The sequence below is a fragment of the Pseudomonas sp. TH04 genome (assembly GCF_016651355.1).
GTDB classification, from domain to species: Bacteria; Pseudomonadota; Gammaproteobacteria; order Pseudomonadales; family Pseudomonadaceae; genus Aquipseudomonas; species Aquipseudomonas fluorescens.
In genome coordinates this window covers 2,472,234-2,488,573 of sequence record NZ_JAEKEA010000001.1, presented here as the reverse complement: position 1 = coordinate 2,488,573, position 16,340 = coordinate 2,472,234, and the positions used below count along the sequence as shown (strand labels likewise).

The following is a 16,340-nucleotide window of genomic DNA, read 5'->3' as shown; positions in this document are numbered from 1 at the left end:
CCTGAGCCCGCCGTGCCGTTAACCTGCGCGGCGGAGAGTCGATTGGACAGTCGCTGCCCTCTATGAAAATTAGGGGGGGGAGGAAAGTCCGGGCTCCATAGGGCGAAGTGCCAGGTAATGCCTGGGAGGCGTGAGCCTACGGAAAGTGCCACAGAAAATAACCGCCTAAGCACTTCGGTGCCGGTAAGGGTGAAAAGGTGCGGTAAGAGCGCACCGCACGACTGGCAACAGTTCGTGGCTAGGTAAACCCCACTTGGAGCAAGACCAAATAGGGTCCCAAGGCGTGGCCCGCGCTGGGACCGGGTAGGTTGCTAAAGATGTCCAGTGATGGCCATCGTAGACGAATGACTGTTCAAGACAGAACCCGGCTTACAGATCGACTCTCCACCTTTTTTCCTTCTGTTCGAGTCTCGTGCAGAAAACCGGTAGTAACGCAAGAATCCCTCCCTGCCAAATCATTGGCAGATGCATCTTCGTAATACCAAAAAAATCTTACTCTTAATAAATTACTTTAACTTTAAGCCCTAGCGCTTTGAGCTATCTGCGGTTGTTGAGTCAAAAACATCGCCAAACTCTCGTTTCTCCTCCTTTTACGTTCCTAAATCTCCGTTCTGTAAGGCTTTTCCTTGAATCCGCGCCTTGACGGTGTGGTGGGCGCATTCCTATAGTGTGCGCAAGTGGCGGAAAGTGGCACAAAGTGGGTTTTTTGAACGTAAAACGCTAAAATTTGGAGAAACGCATCTGTGTTTCGCGGAGCTAACGCTATCAGTCTCGATGCAAAAGGCCGTCTCGCCATGCCGAGCCGGTATCGTGACGAGCTCATTTCGCGAAGTTCAGGCCAGTTAATCATCACGATTGACGCCGTTGACCCTTGTTTGTGTGTTTACCCGCTCGATGAGTGGGAGTTGATCGAAACCAAGTTGCGCGCCCTGCCTTCATTGCGTGAAGAAAACCGCCGCCTGCAGCGTCTGCTGATCGGTAATGCCGTCGACCTAGAACTCGATGGCAGCGGTCGTTTCCTGGTGCCTCCGCGTTTGCGCGAATACGCCAAGCTGGATAAGCGCGCAATGCTGGTCGGCCAACTGAACAAGTTCCAATTGTGGGACGAAGATGCCTGGGATGCTGTGTCTGCAGCTGACCTGGCTGCTATTCAACAACCGGGCGCTATGCCTGATGAACTGCGTGATTTGATCCTGTGACTATTGATAGCGGCTTTAACCACATCACCGTACTGCTTGACGAAGCCGTTGAGGCTCTCGCCGTACGCGCGGATGGCTGCTATTTGGATGGCACCTTCGGCAGGGGCGGGCACAGCCGGTTGATACTCAGCCAGCTCGGGCCTGGCGGCAAACTCCTCGGGTTTGACAAAGACCCTCAAGCGATTGCCACCGGGCAAGCGCTAGCGGCCGAAGACGGCCGCTTTGTCGTTGTGCAGCGTAGCTTTGCCGAGCTGGGTGCCGAAGTGGCCGAGCGCGGCATGGCAGGCAAGGTGGCCGGGGTTCTGCTCGACCTGGGCGTGTCTTCGCCACAGCTTGACGACCCGGAGCGCGGCTTCAGCTTCATGAACGACGGCCCGCTCGATATGCGCATGGACCCTACTCGCGGCATCAGTGCCGCGCAGTTCATCGCCACTGCGCCCCATGAAGAAATCACCCGTGTGTTCAAGGAATACGGTGAAGAGCGTTTCGCTGGCCGTATGGCGCGCGCCGTTGTCGAGCGCCGCGAGATCCAGCCGTTTGAACGCACCGCCGACCTGGCCGAAGTGCTGAAAGTCGCCAACCCGGCGTGGGAAAAGGGCAAGAACCCTGCGACCCGCGCATTTCAGGGCCTGCGCATTCACGTCAATAACGAATTGGGCGATCTGGAAGCCGGCCTCGAAGCCGCACTGGAGGCCCTCGAAGTGGGTGGTCGCCTGGTGGTGATCAGCTTCCACTCCCTGGAAGACCGCATCGTCAAGCTGTTCATGCGCCGTCTGGTCAAGGGCGAGTCCGATAACCTGCCGCGCAACCTGCCGGTGCGGTTTGAAGCCTTTGTGCCGAAAATCAAAATTCATGGCAAAGCGCAGTTCGCTTCCGAAGCCGAACTCAAGGCCAACCCACGTGCCCGTAGCGCCGTCATGCGCGTCGCGGAGAAGTTGCGGTGAGCAAGCTTTTCGCCAAGCCCCTCCCGGGCGGCAGCTTCTTTATGTTGCTGTTGTTTGTCGGCGTGCTGGTGTCCGCGATTGCGGTGTCCTACAGCGCCCACTACAACCGCCAATTGCTCAATACCCTTTATGGGGAATTGAGCGTGCGCGATAAAGCGCAGGCGGAGTGGGGCCGGTTGATCCTTGAGCAAAGTACCTGGACGGCCCATAGCCGCATCGAAGTATTGGCCACCGAACAGCTGAAAATGCATATTCCGGGCGCGGCCGAAGTTCGTATGGTGGCGCCATGATGAAACTTGAAGGCGCACTCTACCCATGGCGCTTCCGCCTGATGCTGGGCTTGCTGGCACTCATGGTGGCCGCGATTGCCTGGCGGATCATCGATCTGCAAGTGGTCGACCGTGACTTCCTGATTGGTCAGGGCGATGCCCGTAGCCTGCGGCACATCCCGATTCCTGCGCACCGCGGCCTGATCACTGACCGTAACGGTGAGCCCCTGGCCGTCAGTACCCCGGTGACCACCCTGTGGGCCAACGCCAAGGAACTGCAAACCGCCAAGGAAAAGTGGCCAGAGCTTGCAGCTGCCCTGGGTCAGGACCCGAAAGCCTTGGCCGAACGCCTGGAAGCCCAGGCCAATAAAGAATTCATCTACCTGGTGCGCGGGCTCACCCCCGAGCAAGGCCAGCAAGTGCTCGACCTTAAAGTCCCCGGTGTCTACGGCATCGAGGAGTTTCGTCGTTTCTACCCAGCCGGTGAAACCACCGCGCATATGGTTGGCTTTACCGACATCGATGACCATGGCCGTGAGGGCGTGGAGCTGGCCTACGATGAATGGCTGGCGGGCGTTCCTGGCAAGCGCCAGGTCATCAAGGATCGGCGCGGCAGACTGATCAAGGATGTCCAGGTCACCAAAAACGCCAAGGCCGGTAAGCCCTTGGCGTTGTCGATTGACCTGCGCCTGCAGTACCTGGCCAACCGTGAACTGCGTAACGCAATCATCGAAAACGGCGCCAAGGCTGGCAGCCTGGTGATCATGGACGTGAAGACCGGCGAGATCCTCGCCATGGTCAACCAGCCGACCTACAACCCGAACAACCGTCGCAACCTGCAGCCGGCGATGATGCGCAACCGCGCAATGATCGACGTGTTCGAGCCCGGTTCGACCATGAAAGCCATCTCCATGAGTGCCGCCCTGGAAACCGGGCGCTGGAAGCCAAGCGACAAAGTCGAGGTTTACCCGGGCACCCTGCAGTTGGGCAAATACACCATTCGTGACGTATCCCGTACCGAGGGCCCGGTGCTGGATTTGACCGGTATTCTGATCAACTCCAGTAACGTGGGCATGAGTAAGGTCGCCTTCGATATCGGCGGCGAAACCATCTACCACCTGGCGCAAAAAATCGGCTTGGGGCAACCCACCGGCCTGGATTTCCCGGGTGAGCGCGTGGGCAACCTGCCGAACTACCGCGACTGGAAAAAAGCCGAGACCGCTACGCTGTCCTACGGCTACGGGCTGTCGGTCACGGCGATCCAGTTGGCCCATGCCTTCTCTGTATTGGCCAATAATGGCCGTATGGTTCCGTTGAGCTTGATCCACGTCGACGAAGCGCCGAAAGCCACCCAGGTCATCCCGGAAAACGTCGCCAAGACCATGCAAGGCATGCTGCAACAAGTGATCGAAGCGCCGCGCGGTGTATTCCGTGCCCAGGTGCCGGCGTATCACGTGGCCGGCAAGTCGGGTACCGCCCGTAAAACGTCGGTGGGCACCAAGGGTTACGCCGAAAACTCCTACCGTTCGCTGTTCGCCGGTTTCGGGCCGATGAGCGACCCGCGCTACGCCATTGTGGTGGTGATTGATGAGCCGAGTAAGGCCGGCTACTTCGGTGGTCTGGTATCGGCACCCGTGTTCAGCAAAGTGATGTCCGGCACCCTGCGCCTGATGAACATCACGCCGGACAACTTGCCGCCGACTCAACAAGCGAACGCCGGACCACCGGCCGCTGCTGCCAAAGCCAATGGAGGGCGCGGCTGATGTCTCTTAGTTTGAACAAGATTTTTGCCCACGCCGGACGCGATCTGCTGATTCGCGAGTTGAGCCTGGACAGCCGTAATGTACGCGCCGGTGACCTGTTCCTGGCGGTGCCGGGCGGCAAGCTCGATGGCCGTGCGCACATCGCTGATGCCCTGGCGCGCGGTGCGGCTGCGGTTGCTTATGAAGTGGACGGCGCCACTGTGTTGCCGATCACCGATGTGCCGCTGATTCCGGTCAAAGGGCTGGCAGCGCAGCTGTCGGATATTGCCGGGCGTTTCTATGGCGACCCGAGCCGCCAATTGAACCTGGTGGGCGTGACCGGCACCAACGGCAAGACCAGTGTGACCCAATTAGTCGCGCAAGCCCTTGACCAGCTGGGTCAGCATTGCGGCATCGTCGGCACCCTGGGCACGGGTTTTTATGGCACGCTGCAAAGCGGCCTGCACACCACGCCGAACCCGATTGCCGTGCAAGCCACGCTGGCCGACCTGAAAAAGGCCGGTGCCAAGGCGGTGGCCATGGAAGTCTCCTCGCATGGCCTGGACCAGGGGCGCGTGTCTGCCCTGGCGTTTGACGTGGCGGTGATGACCAACCTGTCCCGCGATCATCTCGATTACCACGGCACCATGGAGGCGTACGCCGCCGCCAAGGCCAAGCTGTTTGCCTGGAATGACCTGAAGTGCCGGGTGGTGAACCTGGATGATGCGTTCGGTCGCCAGCTGGCGGCTGAAGACAGCGAAGCACGCCTGATCAGCTACAGCCTGGAGGATTCCAGTGCGTACCTGTATTGCCGTGACGCGCAATTCAACGACGAAGGCGTGCTTGCCACGTTGGTTACGCCGCAGGGCGAGCACCACTTGCGCAGCGCACTTCTCGGCCGTTTCAACCTGAGCAACGTGCTTGCCGCCATCGGCGCACTGCTCGGTCTGGACTATGCGCTGGATGAAATCCTGCGCGTGCTGCCAAAACTGGAAGGCCCGGCCGGTCGCATGCAACGTTTGGGTGGCGGCAACCAGCCGCTGGTGGTGGTCGATTACGCCCATACACCGGACGCCTTGGAGAAAGTGCTCGAAGCCTTGCGCCCACACGCCAAGGGCAAATTGCTCTGCCTGTTCGGCTGCGGCGGTGATCGCGATCGCGGCAAACGTCCGTTGATGGCCGAGATCGTCGAGCGTTTGGCCGATGGCGTGCTCGTCACTGATGACAACCCACGCAGCGAAGCCCCGAGCCAGATTTTCGATGACATCCGTGTCGGCTTTAAAGACGCCTCCAAGGTGAGCTTCGTTGCCGGTCGCGGCGCAGCCATTGCGCAACTGATCGCCAGCGCCAGCGCTGACGATGTCGTGGTGCTGGCTGGTAAAGGTCACGAGGACTACCAGGAAATCAACGGCGAACGCCATGCCTTCTCCGACCTGGTCGAAGCCGATCACGCCCTGACGGCCTGGGAGGTTGCCCATGCTTAAGGCGATGAAGTTCAGCGAACTGACCCAGGCCTTGTCGGCCCGCGTACTGTCGAGCGATTGCAGCTTCGACGGCGTCAGTATCGACAGTCGCAACATCACGCCGGGGCAACTGTTTGTCGCATTGGCCGGCCCGCGTTTCGATGGTCACGACTACCTGAACGAAGTGGCCGCCAAAGGCGCCGTAGGCGCCTTGGTACAGCGCGAAGTAGCGGATTCCAGCGTGCCGCAGTTGTTGGTCGCTGACACTCGCCTGGCGTTGGGCCAACTCGGGGCGCTGAACCGCGCCGCCTTTAATAAGCCGGTTGCCGCCATCACCGGCTCCAGCGGCAAAACCACGGTCAAGGAATTGCTTGCAGGCGTGCTGCGCACGCGCGGGCCGGTCCTCGCTACCCGTGGCAACCTGAACAATGATTTCGGCGCTCCGCTGACCCTGCTCGAACTGGCCCCGGAACACACGGCGGCGGTGATCGAACTGGGCGCTTCGCGTATCGGCGAAATTGCCTACACCGTGGCGCTGACCAAGCCCCACGTTGCGATCATCAATAACGCCGGTACCGCTCACGTTGGCGAGTTCGGCGGCCCGGAAAAAATCGTCGAGGCCAAGGGCGAAATCCTGGAGGGCCTCGATGCGTCGGGCACCGCCGTGCTGAACCTCGACGACAAGGCTTTCGAGACCTGGCGTGTACGCGCCGCCGGTCGCAAGGTCCTGACGTTTGCCGTGCTGAACGCAGCGGCTGATTTCCACGCCTCCCGTATCACCGTCGACGCCCGTGGTTGCCCGTCCTTCACCTTGCACACCCCGCAAGGCAGCGAGCACGTGCAGCTGAATCTGCTGGGCAACCATAACGTCGCCAATGCCCTGGCCGCCGCTGCTGCCGCCCATGCCCTGGGTGTGTCGCTGTTCGGCATCGCCACCGGCCTGGGCGCGGTGCAGCCGGTTAAAGGCCGCACCGTTGCGCAGTTGGCTACCAATGGCATGCGCGTGATTGATGACACTTACAACGCCAACCAGTCCTCGGTCTGTGCCGCCATTGACCTGCTCAAAGGCTTCGAGGGTCGCAAGGTCTTGGTGCTGGGCGATATCGCCGAGCTGGGCGATTGGGCCGAACAGTCCCATCGCGAAGTCGGCGCCTATGCCACAGGCAAAGTCGATGCGCTCTACGCCGTCGGCCCGAACATGGCTCACGCAGTAAACGCCTTCGGTCTCGGCGCGCGGCATTTTGCAACCCAGGCCGAGCTGATCCAGGCGCTGGGCGGGGCTGAACAAGACAAACACACAACCATTTTGATCAAGGGATCGCGCAGCGCGGTGATGGAAAACGTCGTCGCGGCCTTGTGTGGCTCAAGTACGGAGAAACATTAATGCTGCTGCTGCTGGCTGAGTATCTGCAACAGTTCCACAAAGGCTTCGCGGTCTTTCAGTACCTGACCCTGCGCGGGATTCTGGGTGTGCTGACCGCGCTGTCTCTGTCGCTGTTCCTGGGGCCGTGGATGATCCGCACCCTGCAGAGCCTGCAAATTGGTCAATCGGTTCGCAATGACGGCCCGCAGTCGCACCTGTCCAAGTCCGGCACCCCGACCATGGGCGGCGCGCTGATCCTGTCGTCCATCGGCATCAGCACCTTGCTGTGGGCCGACCTGCATAATCGCTACGTGTGGGTCGTGCTGCTGGTGACCCTGCTGTTCGGCGCCATCGGCTGGGTCGATGACTACCGCAAAGTGATCGAAAAGAACTCCAAGGGCCTGCCGAGCCGCTGGAAATATTTCTGGCAGTCGGTGTTCGGCCTTGCGGCGGCGATCTTCCTTTACACCACTGCGCCGAGCGCCGTGGAAACCACCTTGATCATCCCGATGCTCAAGGATGCGAGCATTCCACTGGGCATTGGCTTCGTGGTGCTGACCTACTTCGTCATCGTCGGCTCCAGTAACGCCGTGAACCTGACTGATGGCCTCGACGGCCTGGCGATCATGCCGACGGTGATGGTGGGCGGCGCGCTCGGCATCTTCTGCTACCTGTCGGGTAACGTGAAGTTCGCTGAATACCTGCTGATCCCTTATGTGCCGGGCGCAGGTGAGTTGATCGTGTTCTGCGGCGCGCTGATCGGTGCCGGCCTGGGCTTCCTGTGGTTCAACACCTATCCCGCACAAGTCTTCATGGGTGACGTCGGCGCGCTCGCGCTGGGCGCAGCCTTGGGCACCATCGCCGTGATCGTACGCCAGGAAATCGTGCTGTTCATCATGGGCGGTGTGTTCGTGATGGAAACCCTGTCGGTGGTCATCCAGGTGGCCTCCTTCAAATTGACCGGGCGCCGCGTGTTCCGCATGGCGCCGATTCACCACCACTTTGAACTCAAGGGCTGGCCCGAGCCGCGTGTGATTGTCCGTTTCTGGATCATCACCGTGATTCTGGTACTGGTCGGCCTTGCCACCCTGAAACTGAGGTAGAAACGAGTGTCCCTGATCGCTTCAGACCACTTCCGCATCGTTGTCGGCCTCGGCAAGAGCGGCATGTCCCTGGTTCGCTTCCTCGCGAACCGGGGCACGTCGTTTGCCGTGGCCGACACGCGGGAAAATCCACCGGAGCTGGTCACGCTGCGCCGTGACTACCCGCACGTGGAAGTGCGTTGTGGCGAGCTGGATGTCGAGTTTCTGTGCCGCGCCGATGAGCTCTACGTGAGCCCCGGCCTGGCCCTGGCGACACCGGCCCTGCAAGCGGCAGCGGCGCGTGGCGTGAAGCTGTCCGGCGACATCGACCTGTTCGCACGTAACGCCAAGGCGCCGATTGTGGCCATCAGCGGTTCCAACGCAAAAAGCACGGTGACCACCCTGGTCGGCGAGATGGCGGTTGCGGCCGGCAAGCGCGTGGCCGTGGGCGGCAACCTCGGCACGCCGGCGCTGGACCTGCTCAGCGACGACGTCGAGCTGTACGTGATGGAGCTGTCGAGCTTCCAGCTGGAAACCACGCACGACCTGGGTGCCGAAGTGGCCACCGTGCTGAACGTCAGCGAAGACCACATGGACCGTTACAGCGGCCTGCCGGCGTACCACCTGGCCAAGCACCGGATCTTCCGGGGTGCCCGGCAAGTGGTGGTCAACCGCCAGGATGCCCTGAGCCGTCCGCTGATGGGCGAGGGCCTGCCATGCTGGACCTTCGGTCTCGGCAAACCCGACTTCAAGGCATTCGGCATTCGTGAAGAGAACGGCGAGAAGTACCTGGCCTTCGAATTCCAGAACCTGATGCCGGTGCGCGAACTGAAAATCCGTGGTGCGCATAACCAGGCCAATGCCCTCGCCGCCCTGGCGCTGGGCCATGCTGTGGGCCTGCCGTTTGATGCCATGTTGTCCAGCCTGCGTACGTTCGCCGGCCTTGAGCACCGCTGCCAGTGGGTGCGCGACCTCAATGGCGTCAGCTATTACAACGATTCCAAGGCAACCAATGTCGGTGCGGCCCTGGCTGCCATCGAAGGCCTCGGTGCCGACATCGAAGGCAAGCTCGTGCTGATCGCCGGTGGCGATGGCAAGGGTGCCGACTTCAAGGACCTTAAAGGGCCGGTGGCTGCGCATTGTCGCGCCGTGGTGCTGATGGGCCGTGATGCCGACCTGATCGCCGCCGCCTTGGGTGACGCTGTGCCGCAAGTGCGCGCCACGTCCCTGGACGACGCCATTACCCAGTGCCAAGCCCTGGCCCAGCCGGGTGATGCCGTGCTGCTGTCGCCGGCGTGCGCCAGCTTCGACATGTTCAAGAACTACGAAGAGCGCGGCCAGCTGTTCGCCCGCGGCGTGGAGGCCTTGGCATGAATTTCAGAAATATCATCAAGCCGTACCCGTCGCCGATCATCACCGGGCGTGGTATCGACCTCGACTTCCCGATGCTTGCCGGTTGCCTCGCGCTGCTGGGTCTGGGCCTGGTGATGATTACGTCAGCGTCCTCCGAAGTGGCCGCCGTGCAGTCGGGCAACACCCTGTACATGATGATCCGCCACCTGGTGTACCTGGTGATTGGTCTGGGCGCGTGCATCGTCACCATGATGATTCCGATTGCCACCTGGCAGCGCCTGGGTTGGCTGATGCTGATCGGTGCGTTTGGTTTGCTGGTCATGGTGATCCTCCCCGGCATCGGCCGCGAGGTGAACGGTTCGATGCGCTGGATCGGTTTCGGTGCGTTCAACGTGCAGCCGTCGGAAATCGCCAAGGTTTTCGTGGTGATCTACCTCGCGGGTTATTTGGTCCGCCGTCAGAAAGAAGTGCGCGAAAGCTGGATGGGCTTCTTCAAGCCGTTCATCGTGCTGCTGCCCATGGCCGGCCTGTTGCTGATGGAGCCTGACTTCGGTGCCACCGTGGTGATGATGGGCGCCGCCGCAGCGATGCTGTTCCTTGGGGGCGTTGGCCTGTTCCGTTTCACCTTGATGGTGGTGCTGGCCGTGGCCGCAGTGACCGTTCTGGTGCAGGCGCAACCCTACCGGATGGCCCGTCTGATTACCTTTACCGACCCCTGGTCCGACCAGTTCGGCTCCGGTTACCAGTTGACCCAGGCGTTGATCGCCTTCGGTCGCGGCGAGTGGCTGGGCGTGGGCCTGGGCAACAGCGTGCAGAAGCAGTTCTACCTGCCGGAAGCGCACACCGACTTCGTGTTCTCGGTACTCGCCGAAGAGCTCGGGGTGGTCGGTTCGCTGTGCACTGTCGCGCTGTTCGTGTTCGTGTGTGTACGCGGCATGTACATCGGCTTGTGGGCCGAGAAGGCCAAACAGTATTTCGCCGCGTATGTGGCCTACGGCTTGTCGTTCCTGTGGATCGGCCAGTTCCTGATCAACATCGGTGTGAACGTCGGCCTGCTGCCGACCAAGGGCCTGACCTTGCCGTTCCTCAGTTATGGCGGCAGTTCGTTGGTGATTTGCTGCGCGTGTCTCGGGTTATTGCTGCGCATCGAGTGGGAGAGTCGAACCCACTTGGGCAGCGAAGAGATGGAATTCAGCGAGAGCGATTTTGCCGAGGAGCCGACCCATGGGCGCTAATGTGCTGATCATGGCGGGCGGCACCGGGGGCCATGTGTTCCCGGCCCTGGCTTGCGCGCGGGAATTCCAGAACCGTGGCTACACCGTGCATTGGCTCGGTACGCCGCGCGGCATTGAAAATGAATTGGTGCCGAATGCCGGCTTGGCGCTGCATTTGATCAACGTCACCGGCCTGCGCGGCAAGGGCAAGCTGTCCCTGCTCAAGGCGCCGTTCGTGTTGCTCAAGGCTGTCTGGCAGGCGCGCAAAATTATTCGTGAATTGAAACCGGTCTGTGTGCTGGGTTTTGGCGGTTATGTGACTGGCCCTGGCGGTGTCGCCGCCAAGCTCGCCGGTGTGCCGGTGATTGTGCACGAACAAAACGCCGTCGCCGGGACCGCGAACCGTTTGCTGGTGCCGTTGGCCGCGCGAGTGTGTGAGGCCTTCCCGAAAACCTTTGCGGCCTCGGACAAGCTTCGCACCACCGGCAACCCGGTGCGTACCGAGCTGTTCATGGACATTGCCCGCCAGCCATTGGCCGGGCGCAAGGCGAACTTACTGATCCTTGGCGGAAGCCTGGGCGCCGAGCCGCTGAACAAACTGTTGCCTGAAGCGCTGGCGCAACTCCCCGTGCAATCGCGCCCGGAGATCTTCCACCAGGCTGGCAAGCACCACGATGAAATCACCGCCACCCGCTATCGCGAGGCCGGTGTCGAGGCGAATGTACAGCCCTTCATCAAAGACATGGCCCACGCCTATGGCTGGGCCGACCTGGTGGTCTGTCGCGCAGGCGCGCTGACCGTCAGTGAACTGGCTGCGGCCGGTCTGCCGTCCTTGCTGGTGCCTTTGCCCCATGCCATCGACGATCACCAGACCCGCAACGCCGAATATTTGGCCGGGGAGGGCGCTGCCTTCCTGCTGCCGCAAAGAACGACTGGCGCCGCCGATTTGGCCGCACGCCTGACCGAGGTTTTGATGCAACCGGAACGACTCAACAGCATGGCGAGCACCGCAAGCCGCCTGGCTAAACCTGACGCAACCCGCACCGTGGTCGATATCTGCCTGGAGGTGGCCCATGGTTGAGAATCAGAAAGCCATGCCACAACCCGAGATGCGCCGCATCCGTCGCATTCACTTCGTCGGCATCGGCGGCGTGGGCATGTGCGGGATTGCCGAAGTGCTGTTGAACCTCGGCTATCAGGTGTCCGGCTCCGACTTGAAAGAGTCGCCGGTGACTGAGCGCCTGAAGAGTTTTGGTGCGCAGATCTTTATCGGCCACCGTGCCGAGAACGCCGCCGAGGCCGACGTGCTGGTGGTCTCCAGCGCCGTGAACACCTCCAACCCGGAAGTGGCCACTGCCCTTGAGCGGCGTATTCCGGTGGTGCCGCGTGCCGAGATGCTCGCCGAGCTGATGCGCTATCGCCACGGCATCGCCGTCGCCGGCACCCACGGCAAAACCACCACCACCAGCCTGATCGCTTCGGTGTTCGCGGCCGGTGGCCTGGACCCGACGTTCGTGATCGGTGGTCGTCTGAATGCCGCGGGCACCAATGCCCAGCTCGGCACCAGCCGTTACCTGATCGCCGAAGCCGATGAAAGCGATGCGAGCTTCCTGCATTTGCAGCCGCTGGTCGCTGTCGTCACCAACATCGACGAAGACCACATGGCGACCTACGACGGTGACTTCAACAAGTTGAAGAAAACCTTCGTCGAGTTCCTGCACAACCTGCCGTTCTACGGGTTGGCTGTGGTGTGCCTGGACGATCCGGTGGTTCGCGAAATCCTGCCGCAGGTCAAGCGTCCAACCGTGACCTATGGCTTCAGCGAAGACGCTGACGTGCGTGCGATCAATGTGCGTCAGGAAGGCATGCAAACCTTCTTTACCGTACTGCGCCCCGAGCGCGAGCCGCTGGACGTGTCGGTGAACATGCCGGGCAACCACAACGTGCTCAACTCCCTGGCGACGATTTGCATCGCCTCCGATGAGGGCGTCAGCGATGAAGCTATTGTCGAAGGCCTGTCGCGCTTTGCCGGTGTCGGCCGTCGCTTCCAGGTCTACGGCCAACTGCCGGTGGACGGCGGTGATGTGATGCTGGTGGACGACTACGGTCATCACCCGACCGAAGTCGCAGCCGTCATCAAAGCCGTGCGCGGTGGCTGGCCGGAGCGTCGCCTGGTGATGGTGTACCAGCCGCACCGCTACAGCCGTACCCGCGACCTGTACGACGACTTCGTCAATGTATTGGCCGATGCCAACGTGCTGCTGTTGATGGAAGTCTACCCGGCCGGTGAAGAGCCGATCCCGGGTGCCGACAGCCGCAAGCTGTGCAACAGCATCCGCCAGCGTGGCCAGTTGGACCCGATCTACATCGAGCGCGGTGTGGACCTGGCGCCGATCGTCAAGCCGCTGCTGCGCGCCGGCGACATCCTGCTGTGCCAGGGCGCCGGCGATATCGGCGGGCTTGCGCCTAAATTGCTCGCGAGTCCGCTGTTTGCAGCCGCACAGGGGAAGTCGAAATGACCAGCCACTACGACGCGCTGTTTTCCACCGTCGCGCCTGCTGACTTCGGCCGCGTGGCCGTGCTGTTTGGCGGCAAGAGCGCTGAGCGCGACGTGTCGCTCAAGTCCGGCAACGCCGTGCTTGAGGCGCTGCAAAGCGCCGGCGTGAACGCGTTCGGTATCGACGTGGGCGATGATTTCCTCGCCCGCCTGCAAGCCGAGAAGATCGACCGCGCCTTCATTATTTTGCACGGCCGTGGCGGTGAAGACGGCAGCATGCAAGGCTTGCTCGAGTGCGCCGGCATCCCTTACACCGGCAGCGGCATCCTCGCGTCGGCGCTGGCCATGGACAAGCTGCGCACCAAGCAGGTGTGGCACAGCCTGGGTATTCCAACCCCGCGTCACAGCGTGTTGTGCAGCGAAGACGATTGTATTTCTGCGGCCAAGGAACTGGGCCTGCCTTTGATCGTCAAACCTGCCCATGAAGGCTCCAGTATCGGCATGGCCAAAGTGAACTCGGCCGCCGAATTGATCGACGCATGGAAAGCGGCAAGTACCTACGATTCGCAAGTGTTGGTGGAACAGTGGATCCAGGGTCCCGAGTACACCATCGCCACCCTGCGTGGCCAGGTATTGCCGCCTATCGCATTGGGCACGCCCCACACCTTTTATGATTACGACGCCAAATACCTGGCCTCCGATACTCAGTACCGGATCCCGTGTGGCCTCGACGCAATCAAGGAACAGGAATTGATGGACCTCACGGCGAAAGCCTGTGAGGCGCTGGGTATCGCCGGTTGGGCGCGGGCAGACGTGATGCAGGATGACCAAGGGAATTTCTGGTTCCTTGAAGTCAACACTGCTCCCGGTATGACCGATCACAGCCTGGTACCTATGGCCGCCCGTGCAGCCGGTTTGGATTTCCAGCAGTTGGTGCTGGCGATCCTGGCCGACAGCATTGAGCCAAGAGGCTAAGCACATGAACGGCGCATCGCTTCGTCATCAGCCCCCACAAGTCCCCGGCCGCAAGCCGGTGCCGCGGGGTGCCAGCCGGATGGTGGCTAAGGAACCGATGTCGGCGCGCCTGCCGAAAGCCAACTTTGGTTTTATCAAAGCGCTGTTCTGGCCGGTGCTGCTGGTGGCGTTGGGCTTCGGCACTTACGAGGGCGCTCAGCGTCTGTTGCCGTATGCCGACCGGCCGATCACCAAGATCAGCGTGCAGGGCGACTTGAGCTACATCAGCCAGCAGGCGGTACAGCAGCGCATCGGCCCGTACCTGGCGGCGAGCTTCTTCACCATCGACCTGGCCGGTATGCGCTCGGAGTTGGAGCAGATGCCATGGATCGCGCATGCCGAAGTCCGCCGCGTATGGCCGGACCAGGTGACGATCCGCCTGGAAGAGCAATTGCCTGTTGCCCGTTGGGGCGATGGCGCACTGTTGAACAACCAGGGTCAGGCGTTTACCCCGCGTGAACTGGCCAACTACGAGCACCTGCCGCAGTTGTTCGGGCCGCAGCGGGCGCAACAGCAAGTGATGCAGCAGTACCAGGCCTTGAGCCAGATGCTGCGGCCACTGGGCTTCTCCATCGCACGCCTGGAATTGCGTGAGCGGGGCAGCTGGTTTTTGACCACCGGTGCAGGCAGTTCCGGCCCCGGTATCGAGTTGTTGCTGGGACGCGACCGCTTGGTGGAAAAGATGCGCCGCTTTATTGCCATCTATGACAAGACCTTGAAAGAACAGATTACGAACATTGCGAGCGTCGACCTGCGTTACGCCAACGGCCTGGCCGTCGGCTGGCGTGAACCGGCTGCGCCGACGACAGCCAAACCCGCTGTCGCGAAGAATTAAGAAGAGGCAGGACCCATGGCAAACGTGCAAAGCGGCAAAATGATCGTCGGTCTCGATATCGGCACCTCCAAAGTGGTGGCGCTGGTGGGCGAGGTCGGGGAAGACGGCGTTATCGAAATCGTCGGTATTGGCACGCATCCGTCCCGGGGCCTGAAGAAGGGCGTGGTGGTGAACATCGAGTCCACCGTGCAATCGATCCAGCGCGCCATCGAAGAAGCGCAGCTGATGGCCGGTTGCCGGATCCACTCGGCGTTCGTCGGCGTAGCCGGCAACCACATTCGCAGCCTGAACTCCCACGGCATCGTGGCGATTCGCGACCGCGAAGTCAGCGCGGCCGACCTTGAGCGCGTACTCGACGCCGCCCAGGCCGTGGCGATTCCGGCCGACCAGCGTGTGCTGCACACACTGCCGCAGGACTACGTGATCGACAACCAGGAAGGCGTTCGTGAGCCTCTGGGCATGTCGGGCGTGCGCCTGGAAGCCAAGGTTCACGTGGTGACCTGTGCCGTCAATGCCGCACAGAACATTGAAAAATGCGTGCGCCGCTGCGGCCTGGAAATCGACGACATCATTCTCGAGCAACTGGCTTCGGCCTACTCGGTACTGACCGACGACGAAAAAGAACTGGGCGTGTGCCTGGTGGACATCGGCGGCGGCACCACCGACATCGCGATTTTCACCGAGGGTGCGATCCGTCATACCGCCGTGATCCCGATTGCCGGTGACCAGGTCACCAACGACATCGCGATGGCGTTGCGCACGCCGACCCAGTACGCCGAAGAAATCAAGATCCGTTACGCCTGCGCCCTGGCCAAGCTGGCCGGTGCCGGTGAAACCATCAAGGTGCCAAGCGTCGGCGACCGTCCACCGCGCGAGCTGTCGCGTCAGGCCCTGGCCGAAGTGGTCGAGCCACGTTACGACGAGCTGTTCACCCTGATCCAGGCTGAACTGCGCCGCAGCGGCTACGAAGATTTGATCCCGGCCGGCATCGTGCTGACCGGTGGCACCTCGAAGATGGAAGGCGCGGTCGAACTGGCCGAGGAAATCTTCCACATGCCTGTGCGCCTGGGCGTGCCCCATGGCGTCAAAGGCCTGGGCGACGTGGTGCGCAACCCGATTTATTCCACCGGTGTGGGCTTGCTGTTGTACGGGCTGCAAAAGCAGACCGACGGCATTTCCCTGTCGGGCCCGAGCATCCGTGACAGCTACCGTAGCGACGACGAGGCCAAAGCGCCGTTGTTCGAGCGGTTGCAGGCTTGGGTAAAAGGCAATTTCTAAAGATTTACCGCGACACCGTCACACCGTTGTAGAAGCACGCAATAAGCAGTAGGCGAAAAAACTAGAGAAAACGAAAGGAGAGGGAAC

The 16,340-nt window shown here is 61.5% G+C and carries 14 protein-coding genes and 1 other RNA gene; all 15 read left to right on the top strand.

The genetic code is table 11. The annotated features are described in order from the left end of the window. Window positions 1-34 precede the first annotated feature (34 nt). Window positions 35-388: RNase P RNA component class A (rnpB, locus tag JFT85_RS11180), an RNA gene on the top strand. 355 nt (window positions 389-743) lie between these two features. Continuing rightward, window positions 744-1,199 carry a division/cell wall cluster transcriptional repressor MraZ gene (gene mraZ / locus JFT85_RS11175; protein WP_003171868.1) on the top strand — a complete coding sequence of 152 codons (456 nt, stop codon included), beginning with the start codon at window positions 744-746 and terminating at the stop codon, window positions 1,197-1,199. Continuing rightward, window positions 1,196-2,143, top strand: a complete 948-nt coding sequence (gene rsmH / locus JFT85_RS11170; protein ID WP_069553324.1) for a 16S rRNA (cytosine(1402)-N(4))-methyltransferase RsmH — start codon at window positions 1,196-1,198, stop codon at window positions 2,141-2,143. Before mraZ ends, rsmH begins: the two co-directional genes overlap by 4 nt. Beyond that, a complete protein-coding gene (ftsL, locus tag JFT85_RS11165) occupies window positions 2,140-2,433 on the top strand; it encodes a cell division protein FtsL (RefSeq protein WP_003216203.1) in 294 nt (97 codons plus the stop codon). The genes rsmH and ftsL overlap by 4 nt, the downstream gene beginning before the upstream one ends. Then, window positions 2,433-4,175, top strand: a complete 1,743-nt coding sequence (locus JFT85_RS11160; protein WP_169876072.1) for a peptidoglycan D,D-transpeptidase FtsI family protein — start codon at window positions 2,433-2,435, stop codon at window positions 4,173-4,175. Before ftsL ends, JFT85_RS11160 begins: the two co-directional genes overlap by 1 nt. Further along, window positions 4,175-5,638, top strand: a complete 1,464-nt coding sequence (locus JFT85_RS11155; protein ID WP_201229861.1) for a UDP-N-acetylmuramoyl-L-alanyl-D-glutamate--2,6-diaminopimelate ligase — start codon at window positions 4,175-4,177, stop codon at window positions 5,636-5,638. The genes JFT85_RS11160 and JFT85_RS11155 overlap by 1 nt, the downstream gene beginning before the upstream one ends. After that, window positions 5,631-7,001, top strand: coding sequence for a UDP-N-acetylmuramoyl-tripeptide--D-alanyl-D-alanine ligase (locus JFT85_RS11150; protein WP_201229860.1), 1,371 nt, complete (start codon window positions 5,631-5,633; stop codon window positions 6,999-7,001). The genes JFT85_RS11155 and JFT85_RS11150 overlap by 8 nt, the downstream gene beginning before the upstream one ends. Next, window positions 7,001-8,083 carry a phospho-N-acetylmuramoyl-pentapeptide-transferase gene (gene mraY, locus JFT85_RS11145; protein ID WP_053254468.1) on the top strand — a complete coding sequence of 361 codons (1,083 nt, stop codon included), beginning with the start codon at window positions 7,001-7,003 and terminating at the stop codon, window positions 8,081-8,083. Before JFT85_RS11150 ends, mraY begins: the two co-directional genes overlap by 1 nt. 6 nt (window positions 8,084-8,089) lie before the next feature. Next, complete coding sequence (gene murD, locus JFT85_RS11140) at window positions 8,090-9,436, top strand: UDP-N-acetylmuramoyl-L-alanine--D-glutamate ligase (protein WP_053254469.1); 1,347 nt, start codon at window positions 8,090-8,092, stop codon at window positions 9,434-9,436. Then, complete coding sequence (ftsW, locus tag JFT85_RS11135; protein ID WP_053254470.1) at window positions 9,433-10,650, top strand: putative lipid II flippase FtsW; 1,218 nt, start codon at window positions 9,433-9,435, stop codon at window positions 10,648-10,650. Before murD ends, ftsW begins: the two co-directional genes overlap by 4 nt. Further along, entirely contained in the window at window positions 10,640-11,710 is a 1,071-nt protein-coding gene (gene murG / locus JFT85_RS11130; RefSeq protein WP_053254471.1) for an undecaprenyldiphospho-muramoylpentapeptide beta-N-acetylglucosaminyltransferase, read from the top strand. The genes ftsW and murG overlap by 11 nt, the downstream gene beginning before the upstream one ends. Next, the gene (gene murC / locus JFT85_RS11125; RefSeq protein ID WP_053254472.1) at window positions 11,703-13,148 is read left to right on the top strand and encodes a UDP-N-acetylmuramate--L-alanine ligase; all 1,446 of its coding nucleotides are present in this window, start codon (window positions 11,703-11,705) and stop codon (window positions 13,146-13,148) included. The genes murG and murC overlap by 8 nt, the downstream gene beginning before the upstream one ends. Then, the gene (locus JFT85_RS11120) at window positions 13,145-14,101 is read left to right on the top strand and encodes a D-alanine--D-alanine ligase (protein ID WP_069553328.1); all 957 of its coding nucleotides are present in this window, start codon (window positions 13,145-13,147) and stop codon (window positions 14,099-14,101) included. Before murC ends, JFT85_RS11120 begins: the two co-directional genes overlap by 4 nt. Window positions 14,102-14,105: 4 nt before the next feature. Further along, on the top strand, window positions 14,106-14,975 hold the full coding sequence (locus tag JFT85_RS11115) for a cell division protein FtsQ/DivIB (RefSeq protein ID WP_053254474.1): 870 nt from the start codon (window positions 14,106-14,108) through the stop codon (window positions 14,973-14,975). A 15-nt stretch (window positions 14,976-14,990) separates the two neighbouring features. Further along, window positions 14,991-16,253, top strand: coding sequence for a cell division protein FtsA (gene ftsA, locus JFT85_RS11110; protein ID WP_017738691.1), 1,263 nt, complete (start codon window positions 14,991-14,993; stop codon window positions 16,251-16,253). Window positions 16,254-16,340: the final 87 nt, after the last annotated feature.

What these genes read in the sequence shown, in the direction of transcription:
- ftsA (WP_017738691.1), top strand. Translation starts at nt 14,991, where the DNA reads ATGGCAAACGTGCAAAGCGGCAAAATGATCGTCGGTCTCGATATCGGC.
- JFT85_RS11160 (WP_169876072.1), top strand. Translation starts at nt 2,433, where the DNA reads ATGAAACTTGAAGGCGCACTCTACCCATGGCGCTTCCGCCTGATGCTG.
- JFT85_RS11115 (WP_053254474.1), top strand. Translation starts at nt 14,106, where the DNA reads ATGAACGGCGCATCGCTTCGTCATCAGCCCCCACAAGTCCCCGGCCGC.
- JFT85_RS11155 (WP_201229861.1), top strand. Translation starts at nt 4,175, where the DNA reads ATGTCTCTTAGTTTGAACAAGATTTTTGCCCACGCCGGACGCGATCTG.
- mraY (WP_053254468.1), top strand. Translation starts at nt 7,001, where the DNA reads ATGCTGCTGCTGCTGGCTGAGTATCTGCAACAGTTCCACAAAGGCTTC.
- JFT85_RS11150 (WP_201229860.1), top strand. Translation starts at nt 5,631, where the DNA reads ATGCTTAAGGCGATGAAGTTCAGCGAACTGACCCAGGCCTTGTCGGCC.
- JFT85_RS11120 (WP_069553328.1), top strand. Translation starts at nt 13,145, where the DNA reads ATGACCAGCCACTACGACGCGCTGTTTTCCACCGTCGCGCCTGCTGAC.
- murG (WP_053254471.1), top strand. Translation starts at nt 10,640, where the DNA reads ATGGGCGCTAATGTGCTGATCATGGCGGGCGGCACCGGGGGCCATGTG.
- murC (WP_053254472.1), top strand. Translation starts at nt 11,703, where the DNA reads ATGGTTGAGAATCAGAAAGCCATGCCACAACCCGAGATGCGCCGCATC.
- ftsW (WP_053254470.1), top strand. Translation starts at nt 9,433, where the DNA reads ATGAATTTCAGAAATATCATCAAGCCGTACCCGTCGCCGATCATCACC.